Source organism: Pyxidicoccus sp. M6 (assembly GCF_055568925.1).
In genome coordinates this window covers 470,406-484,945 of the sequence record NZ_CM145714.1, presented here as the reverse complement: position 1 = coordinate 484,945, position 14,540 = coordinate 470,406, and the positions used below count along the sequence as shown (strand labels likewise).

Genomic DNA, 14,540 nt, shown 5'->3' with positions numbered 1-14,540 from the left:
CCCGGCGCTACCTGCTACGTTGCGCGCCGCTCCCGTGGAGGTCGTGCGCGCGTGTCCCCAGTCCCTCGTCGGCTCATCCTGCTGCTCGCACCCTTCCTCGGTACGAGGGCCCTGGCCCAGCCCGCGGGCCCGGGGCGGGGACGCGAGCTGAAGAGACGCCAGGTGTCCCTCCCGGCGAGCAGCGCGGCCCCTCCGGTGGAGCTGCACGTCGCGCCTGGCGTCCTGACCACCCTGGAGTTCGACTCGCCCGTGGACCGCGACGAGGTGACGCTCCACGGCGCGGAGGGACGTTTCGCGCGGGTCGAGGTCAACCGCCACACGCTCGTGCTCAGGCCCGCGCGGGAGCTGGCGCCCGGCGAGCGCGTGCTGCTGACCGTGCCCTTCGAGGACGGGCTCGCCCCGTCCCGGAGCGCCTTCGTGCTCGTCGCGCACCCTTCCGAGGTGGACGTCCAGGTGGAGGTCGCGCGCCTGCCCCGCACCGCCGACGCGGTGCAGGCCGGGCTGGACGAGGTGCGCGCCGCCTGCGCCGCCAAGGACGCGGAGCTGGAGGAGCTCCGGGCGCGGACCGCCGCGAGCGGCCCGGCGGGGATGATTCTCGCGGGCCTGCTGGATGAAATGGGAGTCCAGACCCGAAGGAACCTTGGTTCTGAGGCAAAGGACGATGGCCTGCTGACCGCCGAGGATTCACTTGTCTTTCGGGCAAGCAGGTGGACCGCCATCGCGCTGCGGGTGCGCAACGCAGGCGCGGAGCCCTGGGTCCCTGTCGAGGCGCGGCTCTCTCGCGTGGCGGACGGCGTGCACCTCCCCGTCCTCGCGGTGCGCATGCAGGAGCCACGGATTGAGCCGGGCCGGACGGCCATCGTGGTGGTGGAGAGCGGCGCACCCGGTTGGCCGGACGGCCAGCCGCTCCTGCTGGAGCTGCGTGGCGTCGCGAGCGCCCCCAACCTTCTCATCCCACGCCTCGTATTATAGGAAGCGCGGCCATGCTCACCGCGATGAGCCCCGCGCACCTGCAACCGGGGGACCTGGTGGATGGCTGGCGCGTGGTGCGGCGGCTGGGCGCGGGCAGCTTCGGCGCCGTCTACCTTGTCGAAAAGGATGGCCGGCGCTGCGCCATGAAGCTGGCCATGCACCGCTCCGGCAGCGGAGACGCGGAGAAGGCGCACGAGCGCCTCATGCAAGAGGTGGTCTGCCTCATCCAGGTGCGAGGGCACCCTCACATCGTTCAGGTGCACGGATACGGGCACTGGCCGGACAGCGAGCGGGGCTGGCTCTATGTCGTGCTGGACTACGTGGAGGGCCACACGCTGGGGGAGTGGGTGGAGCGCATGCACCCGACGGCCCTGGAGGTGGTGCGCCTCTTCGCCAAGCTGGCCTTCGCGCTCGCGCACATGCACGGGCTGGGCGTGCACCACCGCGACCTGAAGCCGGGCAACATCGTGGTGTGTGCCTCCAACGGCGAGCCCGTCGTCCTCGACCTCGGAGCAGGGAAATACGCGTGGGCGCCGGAGCTGACGGACACGCCGCTGCCCCCGGGCACCCGGCGCTACCGCTCCCCGGAGGCCACGCGGTTCCTGCGCGAGCACGGAGACGAGCGCGGCGCGCGCTATGAATTCAAGGCCACGGATGACGTTTACGCGCTGGGCGTGTGTCTCTACGACGTGCTGACGGCGGCACAGCCAGCCCGCATGCCTCCGCGCGTGATGGTGGAGGGGCGGTGGATGCCGCCCGCTCCGCATGAGGTCAACGCCCGTGTCCCCGCGGTGCTGGGAGACCTGACCCTGCGCTTCATCGCACGCCAGCCCGAACAACGCCCGGCCACGGCCGAGGTCATGCGCCGGGAGCTGGAAGCGCTCCTGCTCCAGACGGGTGAGGCCTGGACGTCGCCGCTGCACCCGCCGACGCCCCAACTTCCCCTGGGAGACACAAGTCGTCCCGAAAGAGAAGCCGCCACGCCGGGCGCCTCCCGGCGGCGGCTTCTCGGGGGTGTAGCCGGAGTGGTGGTCCTCTCCATCCTGGGTGCCTTCCTGATGACGCGCCCCGCGCCTCCCGTCACCCCAACGCTGCCCGCCAGAGCGCCCTCCCCTGCCGCCGCGCGAGACGCCGGCCCGGCCCCCGCCTCGCCTCGCACGACCGAGATGCAGTCCCCTACGGTAGCGTTCCCCCCTCCCGCTCCAGCCCAGAAGGAAAGCCCTCCCGTGAAGCGTGCTCCCGCCCCCATGCTCCGCCCTGCTGATTCCAATGCCAGGAAGCCGAGGCCCCAGGCCCCCGGCACAGGCTGGCCGCCGCTGCGCTGGGCAGAGCTACTCAAGACCTGTGCGGGCGCGACTGTCGTGGCGGCCCTCCAGCTCGGCTGCCCGGGCGCCCAGGTCCGTCCCGAGCCGGCGGACTGCCCTGCTGAAGCACGCGACATCATGTTCAACCGGGAGCGGAAGGACGGGCTGCGCATGCCGGTGGGAAAATCCGTGATGCTCACCCTCGACAGGCGGCAGCCCGGCCCCTGGGGAGGGGGGCAGTATGGCGTCTACGGCGATGGCCCCGTTACGGGGGTGGTGCGGGTAAGCGACTGGGACGAACTTCCCGAGGGAACGCTGATGTCCGGCTATCTGTGGACACACGGCGAGGATCTCGTGGGCCGCTACACGGAGGCCCGGCTCCCGGATGGCCGCACCGTCCCGGTCTGCTTCGTGCTGGGCGAGGATGGGTACGTGCCCGCCGAATATTTAAAGCCCGGCTCCAAGCCAGGGGCGATGGTGCTGAACCGGACTTGGCCCGCCTACTCCGTCAAGCGCTGGCCGTAGCGCCTCCACACGTAAAGCCTGTTTGCAAATCGATTCACCCCCGGTGAATCAGATTTGCATATCTTCGACCTGTCACGTCGTTCACGCCGCGAGAGGTGGCGGGTAGGGTTTGTATGTCTTTGAGGACCCCTCCCATGGCCACTCCCTCCGAAGCACAACCCACCCCGTCTGGCATCCTCTTCACCCGGGGCGACACGGCCTACGAGTTCTTCTTCGACCGGGGGAAGGGCCGCCATGGCGAGCGGCTCCTCGTCGCCCGTCCTCGCACTCCGGAGGGGCTCCAGCCACAGGTGGTGCTCAAGTGCGTGACGCTGCCCGAGGGGGCCGAGGCCCTCCGCCAATACCCGCACGCCCGCGCGCGACTGGAGGAAGAGGTCCGGCTGGCCCGGTACCTCCAGCACCCGGGCATCGCCCGCGTGCACGGCCTCTTCGAGATGGACCACGGCCTGTGCGTCGTCCTGGAGAGCGTGGAGGGGCTGACGCTCGACACGCTGCTGGCATTGGCCCAGGCGCGCGGGCGCTATTTCTCGGAGTCCTTTGTCCTGTACGTGGGAGCGGAGGTCGCGGCGGCGCTGGCGTACGCGCACACGCTCACGGATGACGCGGGCGCACCGCTGGGCATCGTCAACCGGGACATCAACCCGGCTCGCATCCGCGTGAGCCCGAGTGGCCGGGTGCGGCTGACGGACTTCGGCGTGGCCCTCTCGCGACTGGCAGGGCGGCTGGCGACCTCGCTGCCACGCCTCCACGGTGAGGTCCTCTATTCCGCGCCCGAAGCCCTGCTGGGCGACGGGGTGGACGCCAGAGCAGACCTCTTCTCCCTGGGCCTCACCCTGCTGGAGTTCGCCAATGGCCGGCACCTGTACGACCCGGGTGACGTGCGCATCGAGGACGTGGAGAAGCGCCTGACGCGCGCACAGCGCGAGCAGGTGCTCGAAGCGTCGGTGACGGCCATGGGGGTGGAGCTGCCGCCCTTCGCCGAGGACGCCATCTTGTGCGCCATGTCCTACCGCGTGAGGGACGTGGAGCGCGCGACGCAAGGGCTCTCCGCACCTCTGCGCGACATCCTGCACACGCTGCTGCGGCGCAGACCCGAGGAGCGCTTCGCCACGGCGAGCGAGCTGGAAGCCGTCCTCCGCGCACGACTGGCGCAGCTCGAGCCGTACCGCGGTGCCGACGCGGTGAAGGAGGTGCAGGAGGCCATGCTGGAGGCGGGCGGCAAGCTCGACGAGTTGGATGTGCCGGATGACGAGGGCGGCATCACCCCCCTCGTCATGAACACACGCCACCCGGACGAGATTGACACCGCGAATGCGCCCTTGCGCCTCCAGGATGACGTCACCACGAAGCCTGGAACCCACCCGAAGCGGACGCAGCGCAGGAAGCCATCAGCCCCGCCAATTCCCTGATGGAGAGTGATGAGAAACCCACTCAGGGAGCCGGAGGCGCAGGGGCAGTGGGCGTGGCCTCTTCCGGAGGCCCGGGGAGCAGCTTGCGCAGCGCCCGGAGCGCGGCCGGGTGGAAGATGGTGCTGTGCTGCTCGTCGGGCATGGGCTCGTAGTACCACTGCAGGTCCGTGGGCGCGTGGGCCTTCAGGGCGGCGACGAAGACGTCGAGGCCCTCCTGCATCTCCGGCATTTCGGACCCCTCGTTGCCCATGGTCAGGTAGAGCGCGCGCGAGCCGGCGGGATGCTTCCGCAGGAGCGCGGCGGACTCCTTCGAGAGCGACTGGTTGCTCCACCACATGCTGGGGCTCACGGCGATGTACCGGTCGAACAGCGTGGGCTGGCGCAGGAAGGTCTCCACGATGAAGAGGCCCGCCAGGGACTCGCCGATGAGGATGGACTCGCCGCTCGTGCGGTAGCGCGCCTCCACCCACGGCTTCAGCTCCTGGGCGAGGAACTCACGGAAGGCCGCGGAGCCGCCGCTCGTCGGCAGCCCCTTCCTGTCATTGGGCTCCAGGGACGGGAAGGTGAAGTCCCGCCTGCGGTCCGTGCCCTCGATGCCCACCACGATCATCTCCTGGATGGTGTGGCTGAGGCTCGCGAGCTGCGCGAGGCCCACGATGTGCGCGAAGTCCTCCTTCTCACCGCCGTCGAGCAGGTACAGCACCGGCAGGCGCGTCTGTCCCTCCGCGTAGCCCGGTGGCACGTACACGTTGATGCGCCGGGTCTCCTTCAGCACGCGCGACTCCAGCGTGTACGAGCGCGCGAGGACGATGGGCCTCCCCTCCTCCGCGTTCGCGGGCGCTTCCGTGGAACCCCTTACCCCCGCGCAGGCCGTCAGCAGTCCCAGCGCACCCACCACGATTGCAGCCCGCGTCCTCACCTTGCGTGTCCTCCACTTCAGATGTCGTGCTGCTCACACGATGGCACAGAGTGCCGCCCCGGCAACGCGCCGATGTGACGCCACCGAGACACTCGGGCGCCCTTCGTCATCTCCCGAAATACAGCGGCAAGGCACTGAAACAGGCCGATTGCTATCCATGATCTCGCAGCGGGCGCCCCCGCCCCCGTGTCGAGAGAGGTGGCAGATGGAGACGGTGACAGCGCAGCCCGTGGGTCGTGAGCCGGTGGTGTTCGGACATGCACTGGAGGCGCTGCTGGCGGCGGCGGGACCGTTGACACCCGGCATGCACACCGGGCTGGAGCGGCTGGGCATCTCCACCCGCCGGCCCCTGTACGCCGCCTATCCGTACCCGGTGTGGCCGGAGGCCATCCGCCTGCTCGCGAGCACCGACGTCGCCCAGTTCGTCCTGGGCCAGCGCTACCTGGAGCGCTCCCGGCAGTCGAAGGTGGGCGCCGCGCTGCACGACTTCGCGAAGGTGGTGGGCGCGGAGCGGATGCTGCTGCGCATGTCGCGCAACATCCGCTCCACCAACAACGTCCTCGACGCCGTGGTGACGCCGCGAAGCGAGGACACCGGCTGGGAGCTCCTCGTGCGGCCCCTGGCCGAGTTCGCCCACACGCCGGGCGTGCGCGCCGAGCCGCCGCACTTCGTCCGCGGCCTGCTCACCACCGCATTCCAGCAGGGAGGCTCGCCCAACGCGAAGGTGGAGCTGCTCCGCCACGACGCGGCGCGGGCCACCACCACCTTCCACGTCATGCTGTAGCGGCCCGCTCGCGGTGGAAGACCCGCCCACGCGCTAGCGACTCTGCGTGCGCGAAGCCGGCTTGCGCGGAGGCTCGACGAAGCGCGGGGGCGGCGCGGACGGCCTCCGCGTGCCCGTGGGCGCCGGCTTCGTCCCGAGCGGCTCCAGCGCGGGGAACGACGCCGTCAGCCGGCCCACGAAGAGAAACCCCTGGTAGCCCTCTTCCGTGGGCGTCTCGTAGAAGCGCACGTAGGGGCTCAACGCCGGGTGGTCCGCCACGCGGGCCTCCGGCCAGGCGCCCACGATGCGGCAGTAGAGCCGGCTGTGCGCGTCCAGGCTGCACCCCCACCGCGAGCCCTGCGAGTAGCCCAGCTCCAGCACCTTCAGCGACGGCAGCGACTGGAGGTGGTGGGCCATGGGCTTGAAGTCCTCGTCCCACGGCACGCCGGTGACGGTGCGCACGTGCGTGTTCCCGGCCAGCACGACGAGGACCTCCTCGGGCCGCGCGGCGTGGCGCTTCAGCCAGACGTCCGCGAGCGCGGCGTCGCGCTCGCTGGAGCTTGCATCGTTCGTGTCATAGGCCACCAACGTCACGCGCAGGCCCTGCTCCCGCATGCCGCGCACCCGGTCGATGAGGTCGAACACCGCGCGGCTGCTGCGGCCGTCCTGGTAGGGCCGCCGCCAGAAGTGGCCTTCCAGGAGCAGGTCCTGGTCCACCGGCGTGCCCGCGCTGGCGAGGTAGCGGTCGATGCGCGGCTGCTCCTCGCGCGGAATGGACAGGCCCAGCGCCACGTCCAGTCCCTGCTCGGCGACCTGGCACACGAGGTCCCCCACCACCGAGGGCGCCTCGCGCGAGCCGAGCTGCTCACCGATGAGCATCACCAGCCCCGGCCGCACCACCGTCTCCATGTTCCGCACCTTGCGTGGGCAGCTCGACTCGTCCTGCCAGCGCGTGAGGTAGAACTCCTCGTCGCGCACCGGCCTGGAGGGAGGCAGCGCCTTCTCGGGACGGAGCGCGCCGGAGGCAAGGCCGGCCCGCACCCGAGCCGCGACTTCGCGCTCCAGCTCCGAATCCCTCTCGCGCGAGGAGCTCCCCGTGCCCGTGATTCGGAAGATGCGCACCACGGAGCGCTCGGCTCCGGCGGAGATGGCCGTCACCAGATAGCGCTCGCGCGTGGGGCCCGTCTCCTTCCACGCGGTGGCGAGCTGCCCGTAATCCCGCACCGGCTCCAGGGTGAAGCCCTTCTCCTCCAGGACCTTGCCCGCGGTGCCCAACGCCATGTCCACGGAGACCTGGAGCGCCTGGGCGAACCGCCGGGCCACCACCGCCTCCGTGCGGGCCGCGGTGTCATGCGCGCAGCCGGACAGGCTCACCGCGATGGACAGGCCCAGGATGAGGCGAGGGACGGACATCGGGGCTCCTTGCAGGGACCGTTCCCCCTAACGCGAGGACACCTCCTGCATATCGCCCTGTCCAATCGGGGTACCATGCCCCCCGAGGCTGTGCCCTCATGGCCCGGACAGTGACCACGTACGTGGCAGGCATCCGCTCACGGCGCCATGGCCACCACCGTCTGCGGCTGCGTCCCCACGGCCCGGGCCAGTGTGGCGCGCGCGGTGGCCAGGTTGTAGGTCGCCTGCACTCGCTGGGCGGCGGCGTTGGTGTACTGCACCTGCGCGTCGCTCAGCTCGATGATGTTGCCCACGCCGGCCTGGTAGCGGCCCTCGGCCAGCCGCAGCCGCTCGCGCGCGTTCACCACCGCCTCCTCCGCCGCGGATAGCGCCTCGCGCGAGGCCGTCACCGCCAGCCGCGCCTGCTCCACCTCCAGCCGCACCTGCTGCCGCAGCACGTCCTGCTGCGCCTGCGAGTCCCGCAGCAGCGCTCGCTGCTCGCGCACCTCCGCGCGCGTGCGGCCTCCCTCGAAGATGGGCCAGCTCAGCGTCAGTCCGCCGCTCACGTTGACCGTCGCGTCCACCGGGTCCGTGCCCGAGTCAGTCGCACCGGCCGTGGCACTGAGGCTGGGCCAGAAGTCGCTCTTCGTCGCACCCAACTGCGCCTCCTGCGCGCGCACCTGCAGCTCGCGCGCCTTCACGTCACCGCGCGCCGCGAGCGCCCGCTGCACCAACACATCCGACTCCGAGTCCTCGCCGTCCACGGGCGCCACCGCCACGTCTTCAACCGCGTAGTCGGTGGAACCCTCCACGCCCATGGCCTGATTGAGCCGGGCCTTCGCGGTGGCCTCCGCGTTGCGAGCCTGGATGAAGCTCACCTGCGCGTTGGCCTTCGCGGTCCGCTGCTGGAGTAGATCAATCTCCGGCCGCGTCCCCACCTCCACCGCCGCCTGCACCTGCTTCAGGCGCTTCTCCTCGCTCTCCAGCGTCTCGCGCGCCACGTCCAGCAGCGCCCGCTGCGTCAGCACGTCGAAGTACGCGGTGCGAACGTCGAGCAGCACATCCTCCAGCGTCTGCGCCTGCGTGGCCTCCTGCGCCTCCGCCGAGCGGCGCGTCGCGGTGAGCCGCCCCGATGTACGTCCGAAGTCGTAGAGGAGCTGGTTCGCGGTGAGCCCCGCGCTGAAGCGCTTCGACGTGCCGTTGCTCACCGTACCGGCGTCGGTGCCGACGCGGTTCGTCCCCACGTTGTAGCTGGCATTGCCGCTCAACTGCGGCAGGAAGCCGGAGAACGTCTGGTCCACCCGGGCCTGCGCCGCCTCCGTGCCAGCCCGCGCGGAGCGGAGCTGCGGCTGCTGCTCGCGCGCCGTGGCCTCCGCCTGCTCCAGCGTGAGCACCCTCGGGGCTTCCGCCGCGAGCGCGCCCGCGCACCACCCCAGCACCACCACCATGGCCAACGTCCGCATCACTCGTACCTCAGTGCATCGATGGGGTCCAACAGGCTGGCCTTGCGCGCGGGGTACAGGCCGAAGCCCACGCCCACGAGCGCGCTGAAGCCCAGCGCGAGGAAGACGACGTCCGGGCGCACCAGCATGGGCCACTGGAACTGCGCGGCCAGCACCTGCGCCACGCCCACGCCCGCCGCCGCGCCCAACAGGCCGCCCAACATGGAGAGCGTCAGCGCCTCCACCAGGAACTGCGCGAGGATGTCCCGAGGCCGGGCCCCCAGCGCCACGCGCACGCCAATCTCGCGCGTCCGCTCGGTGACGCTCACCAGCATGATGTTCATGATGCCGATGCCGCCGACGACGAGAGACACCGCGGCGATGGAGGCCAGCAGCAGGCTCAGCGTCTCCGTGCTCTGCTGCTGACCGCTGGCCAGCTCCGCGAGGCTGCGCACGTCGAAGTCATCCGCCTCACCTTCGGCCAGCCGGTGCCGCTCGCGCAGGAGCTGCGTCACGTCCTGCTGCGCCTGCTGCGTCTGCGAGGACGAGGCCGCCTGCACGAAGACGGCGCCGGGGATGAACGCCCCCAGGCTCTGCGCCTGCACCGAGCGCTGGAAGCTGGTGGAGGGAATGAAGGCGGTGTTGTCGTAGTCCTGTCCCATGGGGGACTGGCCCTTGCGCGCCGTCACGCCCACCACCGTGAAGGGCGTCTTGTTGATGCGCACCATCTGGCCCACGGGGTTGGCGCCCGCGCCGTAGAGGTTGTCCACCACCGTCTGGCCGAGGACGACGACCTTCGCGCCCGCCTCCTTGTCGGCCTCGGTGAAGGCCGCGCCCTTCGCCATGGTCCAGCTGCGCACCTCGAAGAAGTCCGGAGTGGTGCCCACCACGGTGGTGGTCCAGTTCTGGTCCTCGGAGAAGACCTGCGTGTTGGAGCGCAGCTCCGGTGCCGCCGCGCGCACGGAGCGCAACTCCGTGCGGATGGCCTCCAGGTCGTCCCACGTCAGCGTGGGCTGACTGCCGAAGCCGCCGCGCGCGCCGCCCGAGTTGGACGAGCCCGGCAGGATGATGAGCAGGTTGGTCCCCATGGAGTCGAAGACCTTCTGCACGCTGGCGCGCGCGCCGTCGCCGATGGCCACCATGGCGATGACGGCGCCCACGCCGATGATGATGCCCAGCGCGGTGAGCACCGAGCGCGTCTTGCTGCGCAACAGCGCCCGCGCCGCGAGGCGAAGCGTCTCGAGGAGATTCATGGCAGCGCCTCCTCTTCCTCGGGCAGCGGCACCGCGGCCTGCGGCACCTGCCGCCGGTCCGCGACGATGCGGCCGTCGCGCACCACCACCACGCGGCCGGCGTACGCCGCGATGTCCGGCTCGTGCGTCACCACCACCAGCGTGAGTCCCTCGCGCTGCAATTCCTGGAACAGCGCCATCACCTCCACGCTGGTGCGCGAGTCCAGGTTGCCCGTGGGCTCGTCCGCGAGGATGAGTCGCGGCCGGCCCACCAGCGCGCGAGCGATGGCCACGCGCTGCTGCTGTCCGCCGGAGAGTTGCTTCGGATGGTGCTCCAACCGCTCGCCCAGGCCCACCCGCTCCAGCGCGGCCTTCGCGCGCTCACGGCGCTCGCGCGTGGGCACGCCCGCGTACAAGAGCGGCAGCTCCACGTTCTCCAGCGCGGTGGTGCGCGCCAGCAGGTTGAAGCTCTGGAAGACGAAACCCAGCGTGCGGTTGCGCACGCGCGCCAGCCCGTCCCTGTCCAGCCGCGCCACGTTGCGCCCCTCCAGCAGGTACTCGCCCGCGGTGGGCCTGTCGAGGCACCCGAGGATGTTCATCAGCGTGGACTTGCCGGAGCCGCTCGTCCCCATGATGGCGACCAACTCGGCCGGCTGGACGGTGAGGTCCACGCCGCGCAGGGCGCGCACCTCCACGTCTCCCGTCCGATAGATTTTGCTCACCCCGCGCAGCTCGACGACTGGCGGAGCCTCACGTACCGCATCCATGTCCCTCTTCTCCTCGCCGCCCTGAACCACCTCGAAAGCGCTCTGCACCTCGGAGCGACTCGGGCGATGACGCCGCACCGGTGTTTCGTCTCGCGTGCCGGCGTCCGCATCCCGCGCCTAGAACGGCCCTCGTCCCGGAGGCCGCATGCCGCCGGACCGCGCGCCCATGCCACCCGGTCCCGCCGACGATGACGACGCCGCCGTGCTCGTGGTGGTCTGCCCGGTGACGACGGTGTCGCCCGAGTGCAGGTCCCCTTCCACCAGCTCCGTGAAGCTGCCGTCCGTCAGTCCCGTCCGCACTCGCGCGGGCACGGGGCCCCGCGCTCCCGGACGCAGCACGTACAGCACGCGGCTGCCATCCTCGACGCGGTCCTGAGCCGCGGCCTCCGCCGGAGCACCCTCGGGAGCCGCGGGCCGGAAGCGCAGCGCCGCATTGGGAACCGCCAGCACGTCGTCCTTCTTCGCGGTGACGATGGTGACGTTGGCCGTCATGCCCGGCTTGAGCTTCAGGTCCGTGTTGGCCACGTCGATGACGGCGTCGTACGTGACGACGTTCTGCGTGGTCGTCGCCGCGTTGCGAATCTGCCGGATGGTGCCGGTGAAGTGCTCCCCCGGCCACGCGTCCACGGTGAACGTCGCCGCCATGCCCGCCTGGAGTCGGCCCACGTCCGCCTCGGCCACGCTGGTGTGCACCTGCATCTTCCGCAGGTCCTCGGCGATGGTGAACAGCTTCGGCGCCTGGAGGGACGCGGCCACCGTCTGGCCCACGTCCACGTCGCGCGAGATGACCACGCCGTCGGTGGGCGAGACGATGGTGGCGTTGCGCAGGTTGACCTCGGCCTCGGACAGCGCGGCCTGGGCCTGCGCGAGCTGGCCCTCCATCGCCGCCACTTCCGCGCGAGCCGTCTCCGCCGTGGCCTCCGCCGTCTCCAGGTCCGCCTGCGAGATGAACTGCTGCTGGCGCAGCGTGCGTGAGCGCTCGGCCTGCTTGCGTGCGTTCTCCGCCGCCACGCGCGCCTTGGTGACGCTGGCGCGCGCCGCCACCAGGTTCGCCTTCGCGCGCTCCACCGCCGCGTTGAGCAACTGCGGGTCCAACCGCGCGATGACCTGGCCCTTCTTCACCTCGGAGTTGAAGTCGGCCAGCAGCTCCTGGATGCGGCCGGAGACCTGGCTGCCGACCTCCACCGTCACCAGCGCGGACAGGGTGCCGGTGGCCGTCACCTTCGTGGTGATGCGCCGCGGCTCCACCTTCGCCGTCTGGAACGCGGCGGTGGGGTCCACCGGGCGGCTCCTGACGCGCCAGTAGCCCGCCGCGCCCACCACCGCCACCGCCAACAGCGCCCAGCCCCACCACGGCATGCGGCGCTTCTTCTCATCCACCTCGGGGACCGCGGGAGCGGTGACTTCCAGGCTCCGCGGCGCTTCGCTCACGACCTTCATGCGCCCAGATGTACGGGACGCTTCATTTCAATGAATGACGACCGGATTACGGCCGGTGTCACGCGTGGGCCGAGGCCGCCTCCGCCTGCCCGTCCGCCGGAGCGGCGGGAAGGGTGATGCGGGCGGTCGTCCCCTCGCCCGGACGGCTCTCGAGCGTGAGCGTCCCACCGTGCGCGTCGACAATCCGCCGCGCCAGCGTGAGGCCCAGCCCCACGCCACCCGTCTTCCGGGCGCGGCTGCGGTCCGTGCGGAAGAACGGCGTCCCCACGCGCGGCAGGTCCGCCGCCTCGATGCCGATGCCCTGGTCCGCCACCTCGAACTGAAGCCCCTGCCCGGTGGCGCGCGCGCGCAGGCGCACGGTGGTGCGCGGCTCGGAGTACTTGCCCGCGTTGTCGAGCAGGTTGTCCAGCACGCGGCGCAGCAGCACCGGGTCCGCCTCCAGCGTGGGCAACGACTCGTCCACACTCACCTCCAGCGTGTGCGAGGGACGGGACGTGCGGAAGCGGCTCGCGGCCTTGTCCACCAGGACGCGCGCGTCCACGCGCTCCCTGCGCAGCGGCGGCGCGCCGGCGATGGAGCCCTCGTTGGACAAATCCAACTTCGCGGCGGTGAGCACGTCCTCCACCAGGCGCTCCAGCTCGGATAGGTCTTCCGTGATGTCGGTGAGCAATTCACGCGCGGTGGCGGCGTCACCTTCCGAGGCCAGGTCCAGCGCCACACGGATGCGGGACAGCGGCGTGCGCAGTTCGTGGGACACGTTGGCCAGCAGTTCCTTCTGCGAGCGCAACAGGTGGGTGATGCGGCCGGCCATCTCGTCGAAGGCCTCGGCCACCTCGCCCAGCTCGTCGCGGCGGCGGAAGCCGGTGCGCGTGCCCAGCTTCCCCGCGCCGAAGTCGCGCGCCACCGTTGCCAATCGCTGGAGCGGCCCCGCCAGCGTGCGCGCGAAGACGAGCGACGTAATCGCCGTGCACACCAGCACCGCGGCCACGATGAACGTGGTGTTCTCCGCGGGAGGACTGGGCGGGCGCATGGAGATGGAGATGTACGCCTCCACCGGCCCGCTCTCGGGAATGGGCAGCGTGAGCACGGGAAAGGGAGCCGGTGGCCCCTGCGGCGAACCACCTGGAGGCGGACCGCCACGAGGCGGACCGCCCGGAGGTGGACCGCCGCCGCGCGGCCCTGGCCCCTGACTGCTCACTGGCCATGAGAGGGCCGAGACCTGCGCGGAGCTCAGCGGCGGAATGGGGTGGGTCGTGTTGGCGGCGATGAGCCGACCGGAGGCGTCACGAACCGTCACCTCCGCGTCGAGGAACCTCGCCGCGCGCGCCAGCGAGGCCTGGAGCGCCTCCGGGTCGTCCCGCAGCTCTCCCCACTCACGGGCGTTGTACTGGATGTTCCGGACGAAGCCGTGCTTGAAGGGCTTCTCCAGCACGAGCGAGCGCGCGAGGTACAGCACCGCGCTGACGAGCACGAGCTGCGCGAGGCCCACCATGTAGATGCGCAGCAGCAGCCGACCAGGACGACGAAAGGAGAATCCGCTCAAGTCTCATCCCCGGTGGCGAGCATGTAGCCTGCTCCGCGTACCGTCTTCAGCAATGTGGGGTTGCGAGGGTCCACCTCCAGCTTCTGCCGCAACCGGAAGATGTGCACGTCCACCGAGCGGTCGAACACCTCGTCCGCGCTGCCCTTCACCAAATCCAGCAACTGCTCGCGGCTGAGCACGCGGCCGGCGCGCTCGGCGAGCACGCGCAACAGGCCGAACTCGTACGTGGTGAGGTGCAGCACCTTGCCGTCCAGCGTGGCCTTGAGGCTGCGCGGGTCCAGCGTGAGCCGGCCCACGTGCACGGGCTGGGTGGCGGGGCCGGCCTTGCCGCGGGCGCGCCGCACCTGGGCGCGGATGCGCGCGAGCAGCTCGCGCGACGAATAGGGCTTGGGAAGGTAGTCGTCCGCGCCCGTCTCCAGGCCGAGCACGCGGTCGGCCTCCTCGCCGCGCGCCGTCACCATGATGATGGGCACGTCGGTGCGGCCGCGAAGCTCGCGGCACACCTCCAGGCCATCGCGGCCGGGGAGCATGAGGTCCAACAGGACGACGTCGAAGGTGTGACGGCTGGCCTCCGCGAGCGCGTCCGTTCCGGAGTGGGCCATGGTGACGACGACACCGTGCTCCTGGAGGTAGCGGCTGGTGAGGCGGGCCAGTCGCTCGTCATCCTCGACGAGCAGGACCTGGACGGTGCCCTCTTCCGGGGCCGGATGCGTGGGCTGCTCCATGAACTGTATCTCCCGCATTGAGCACTCTCCGGAAGGGTAACAATGAAAGGTGTGGTCCGGAGGCCTTGGAGGGGTGTCTGGTCTCGTCTTGAAGGCGAGTCGGAAGA

At 70.9% G+C, this 14,540-nt stretch carries 12 protein-coding genes; 4 read left to right on the top strand and 8 right to left on the bottom strand.

The annotated features are described in order from the left end of the window. Positions 1 to 51 precede the first annotated feature (51 nt). The 3 genes from ACVTJA_RS01940 to ACVTJA_RS01930 all read left to right on the top strand — a co-directional run bounded on the left by ACVTJA_RS01940 (position 52) and on the right by ACVTJA_RS01930 (position 4,210). Positions 52 to 972: a DUF2381 family protein gene (locus ACVTJA_RS01940; protein WP_465833283.1), complete on the top strand. Its 921-nt coding sequence runs from the start codon at positions 52 to 54 to the stop codon at positions 970 to 972. 11 nt (positions 973 to 983) lie between these two features. Continuing rightward, complete coding sequence (locus ACVTJA_RS01935; protein ID WP_465833281.1) at positions 984 to 2,801, top strand: serine/threonine protein kinase; 1,818 nt, start codon at positions 984 to 986, stop codon at positions 2,799 to 2,801. 134 nt (positions 2,802 to 2,935) lie between these two features. Beyond that, entirely contained in the window at positions 2,936 to 4,210 is a 1,275-nt protein-coding gene (locus ACVTJA_RS01930) for a serine/threonine protein kinase (RefSeq protein WP_465833279.1), read from the top strand. Positions 4,211 to 4,232: 22 nt separating this feature from the next. Here the strand turns inward: ACVTJA_RS01930 and ACVTJA_RS01925 are convergent, their stop codons facing one another. Then, on the bottom strand, positions 4,233 to 5,129 hold the full coding sequence (locus ACVTJA_RS01925) for an alpha/beta hydrolase (protein ID WP_465833278.1): 897 nt from the start codon (positions 5,127 to 5,129) through the stop codon (positions 4,233 to 4,235). 205 nt (positions 5,130 to 5,334) lie between these two features. On the opposite strand from ACVTJA_RS01925, the gene ACVTJA_RS01920 reads away from it, so the two are divergent. Then, positions 5,335 to 5,913 carry a DUF2378 family protein gene (locus ACVTJA_RS01920; RefSeq protein ID WP_465833276.1) on the top strand — a complete coding sequence of 193 codons (579 nt, stop codon included), beginning with the start codon at positions 5,335 to 5,337 and terminating at the stop codon, positions 5,911 to 5,913. 33 nt (positions 5,914 to 5,946) lie between these two features. On the opposite strand, the gene ACVTJA_RS01915 is transcribed toward ACVTJA_RS01920, so the two are convergent. The 7 genes from ACVTJA_RS01915 to ACVTJA_RS01885 form a co-directional block, all read right to left on the bottom strand. Next, positions 5,947 to 7,305: a TraB/GumN family protein gene (locus ACVTJA_RS01915; protein WP_465833274.1), complete on the bottom strand. Its 1,359-nt coding sequence runs from the start codon at positions 7,303 to 7,305 to the stop codon at positions 5,947 to 5,949. A 137-nt stretch (positions 7,306 to 7,442) separates the two neighbouring features. Next, positions 7,443 to 8,747 (bottom strand): TolC family protein, encoded by a 1,305-nt coding sequence (locus ACVTJA_RS01910; protein WP_465840749.1) that lies wholly within the window; start codon positions 8,745 to 8,747, stop codon positions 7,443 to 7,445. Continuing rightward, positions 8,747 to 9,979, bottom strand: coding sequence for an ABC transporter permease (locus ACVTJA_RS01905; protein WP_465833272.1), 1,233 nt, complete (start codon positions 9,977 to 9,979; stop codon positions 8,747 to 8,749). Before ACVTJA_RS01905 ends, ACVTJA_RS01910 begins: the two co-directional genes overlap by 1 nt. Continuing rightward, positions 9,976 to 10,725 (bottom strand): ABC transporter ATP-binding protein, encoded by a 750-nt coding sequence (locus ACVTJA_RS01900; protein ID WP_465833270.1) that lies wholly within the window; start codon positions 10,723 to 10,725, stop codon positions 9,976 to 9,978. The genes ACVTJA_RS01905 and ACVTJA_RS01900 overlap by 4 nt, the downstream gene beginning before the upstream one ends. 117 nt (positions 10,726 to 10,842) lie before the next feature. Further along, on the bottom strand, positions 10,843 to 12,165 hold the full coding sequence (locus tag ACVTJA_RS01895) for an efflux RND transporter periplasmic adaptor subunit (protein ID WP_465833269.1): 1,323 nt from the start codon (positions 12,163 to 12,165) through the stop codon (positions 10,843 to 10,845). Between the two features lie 58 nt (positions 12,166 to 12,223). Further along, positions 12,224 to 13,708: a sensor histidine kinase gene (locus ACVTJA_RS01890; RefSeq protein WP_465833267.1), complete on the bottom strand. Its 1,485-nt coding sequence runs from the start codon at positions 13,706 to 13,708 to the stop codon at positions 12,224 to 12,226. Then, positions 13,705 to 14,433, bottom strand: coding sequence for a response regulator transcription factor (locus ACVTJA_RS01885; RefSeq protein ID WP_465840748.1), 729 nt, complete (start codon positions 14,431 to 14,433; stop codon positions 13,705 to 13,707). Before ACVTJA_RS01885 ends, ACVTJA_RS01890 begins: the two co-directional genes overlap by 4 nt. Positions 14,434 to 14,540 lie beyond the last annotated feature (107 nt).

Excerpts from the sequence above, each read along its gene's own strand:
- ACVTJA_RS01935 (WP_465833281.1), top strand. The coding sequence starts at position 984 with ATGCTCACCGCGATGAGCCCCGCGCACCTGCAACCGGGGGACCTGGTG.
- ACVTJA_RS01930 (WP_465833279.1), top strand. The coding sequence starts at position 2,936 with ATGGCCACTCCCTCCGAAGCACAACCCACCCCGTCTGGCATCCTCTTC.
- ACVTJA_RS01920 (WP_465833276.1), top strand. The coding sequence starts at position 5,335 with ATGGAGACGGTGACAGCGCAGCCCGTGGGTCGTGAGCCGGTGGTGTTC.
- ACVTJA_RS01915 (WP_465833274.1), bottom strand. The coding sequence starts at position 7,305 with ATGTCCGTCCCTCGCCTCATCCTGGGCCTGTCCATCGCGGTGAGCCTG.
- ACVTJA_RS01910 (WP_465840749.1), bottom strand. The coding sequence starts at position 8,747 with ATGCGGACGTTGGCCATGGTGGTGGTGCTGGGGTGGTGCGCGGGCGCG.
- ACVTJA_RS01905 (WP_465833272.1), bottom strand. The coding sequence starts at position 9,979 with ATGAATCTCCTCGAGACGCTTCGCCTCGCGGCGCGGGCGCTGTTGCGC.
- ACVTJA_RS01900 (WP_465833270.1), bottom strand. The coding sequence starts at position 10,725 with ATGGATGCGGTACGTGAGGCTCCGCCAGTCGTCGAGCTGCGCGGGGTG.
- ACVTJA_RS01895 (WP_465833269.1), bottom strand. The coding sequence starts at position 12,165 with ATGAAGGTCGTGAGCGAAGCGCCGCGGAGCCTGGAAGTCACCGCTCCC.
- ACVTJA_RS01885 (WP_465840748.1), bottom strand. The coding sequence starts at position 14,433 with ATGGAGCAGCCCACGCATCCGGCCCCGGAAGAGGGCACCGTCCAGGTC.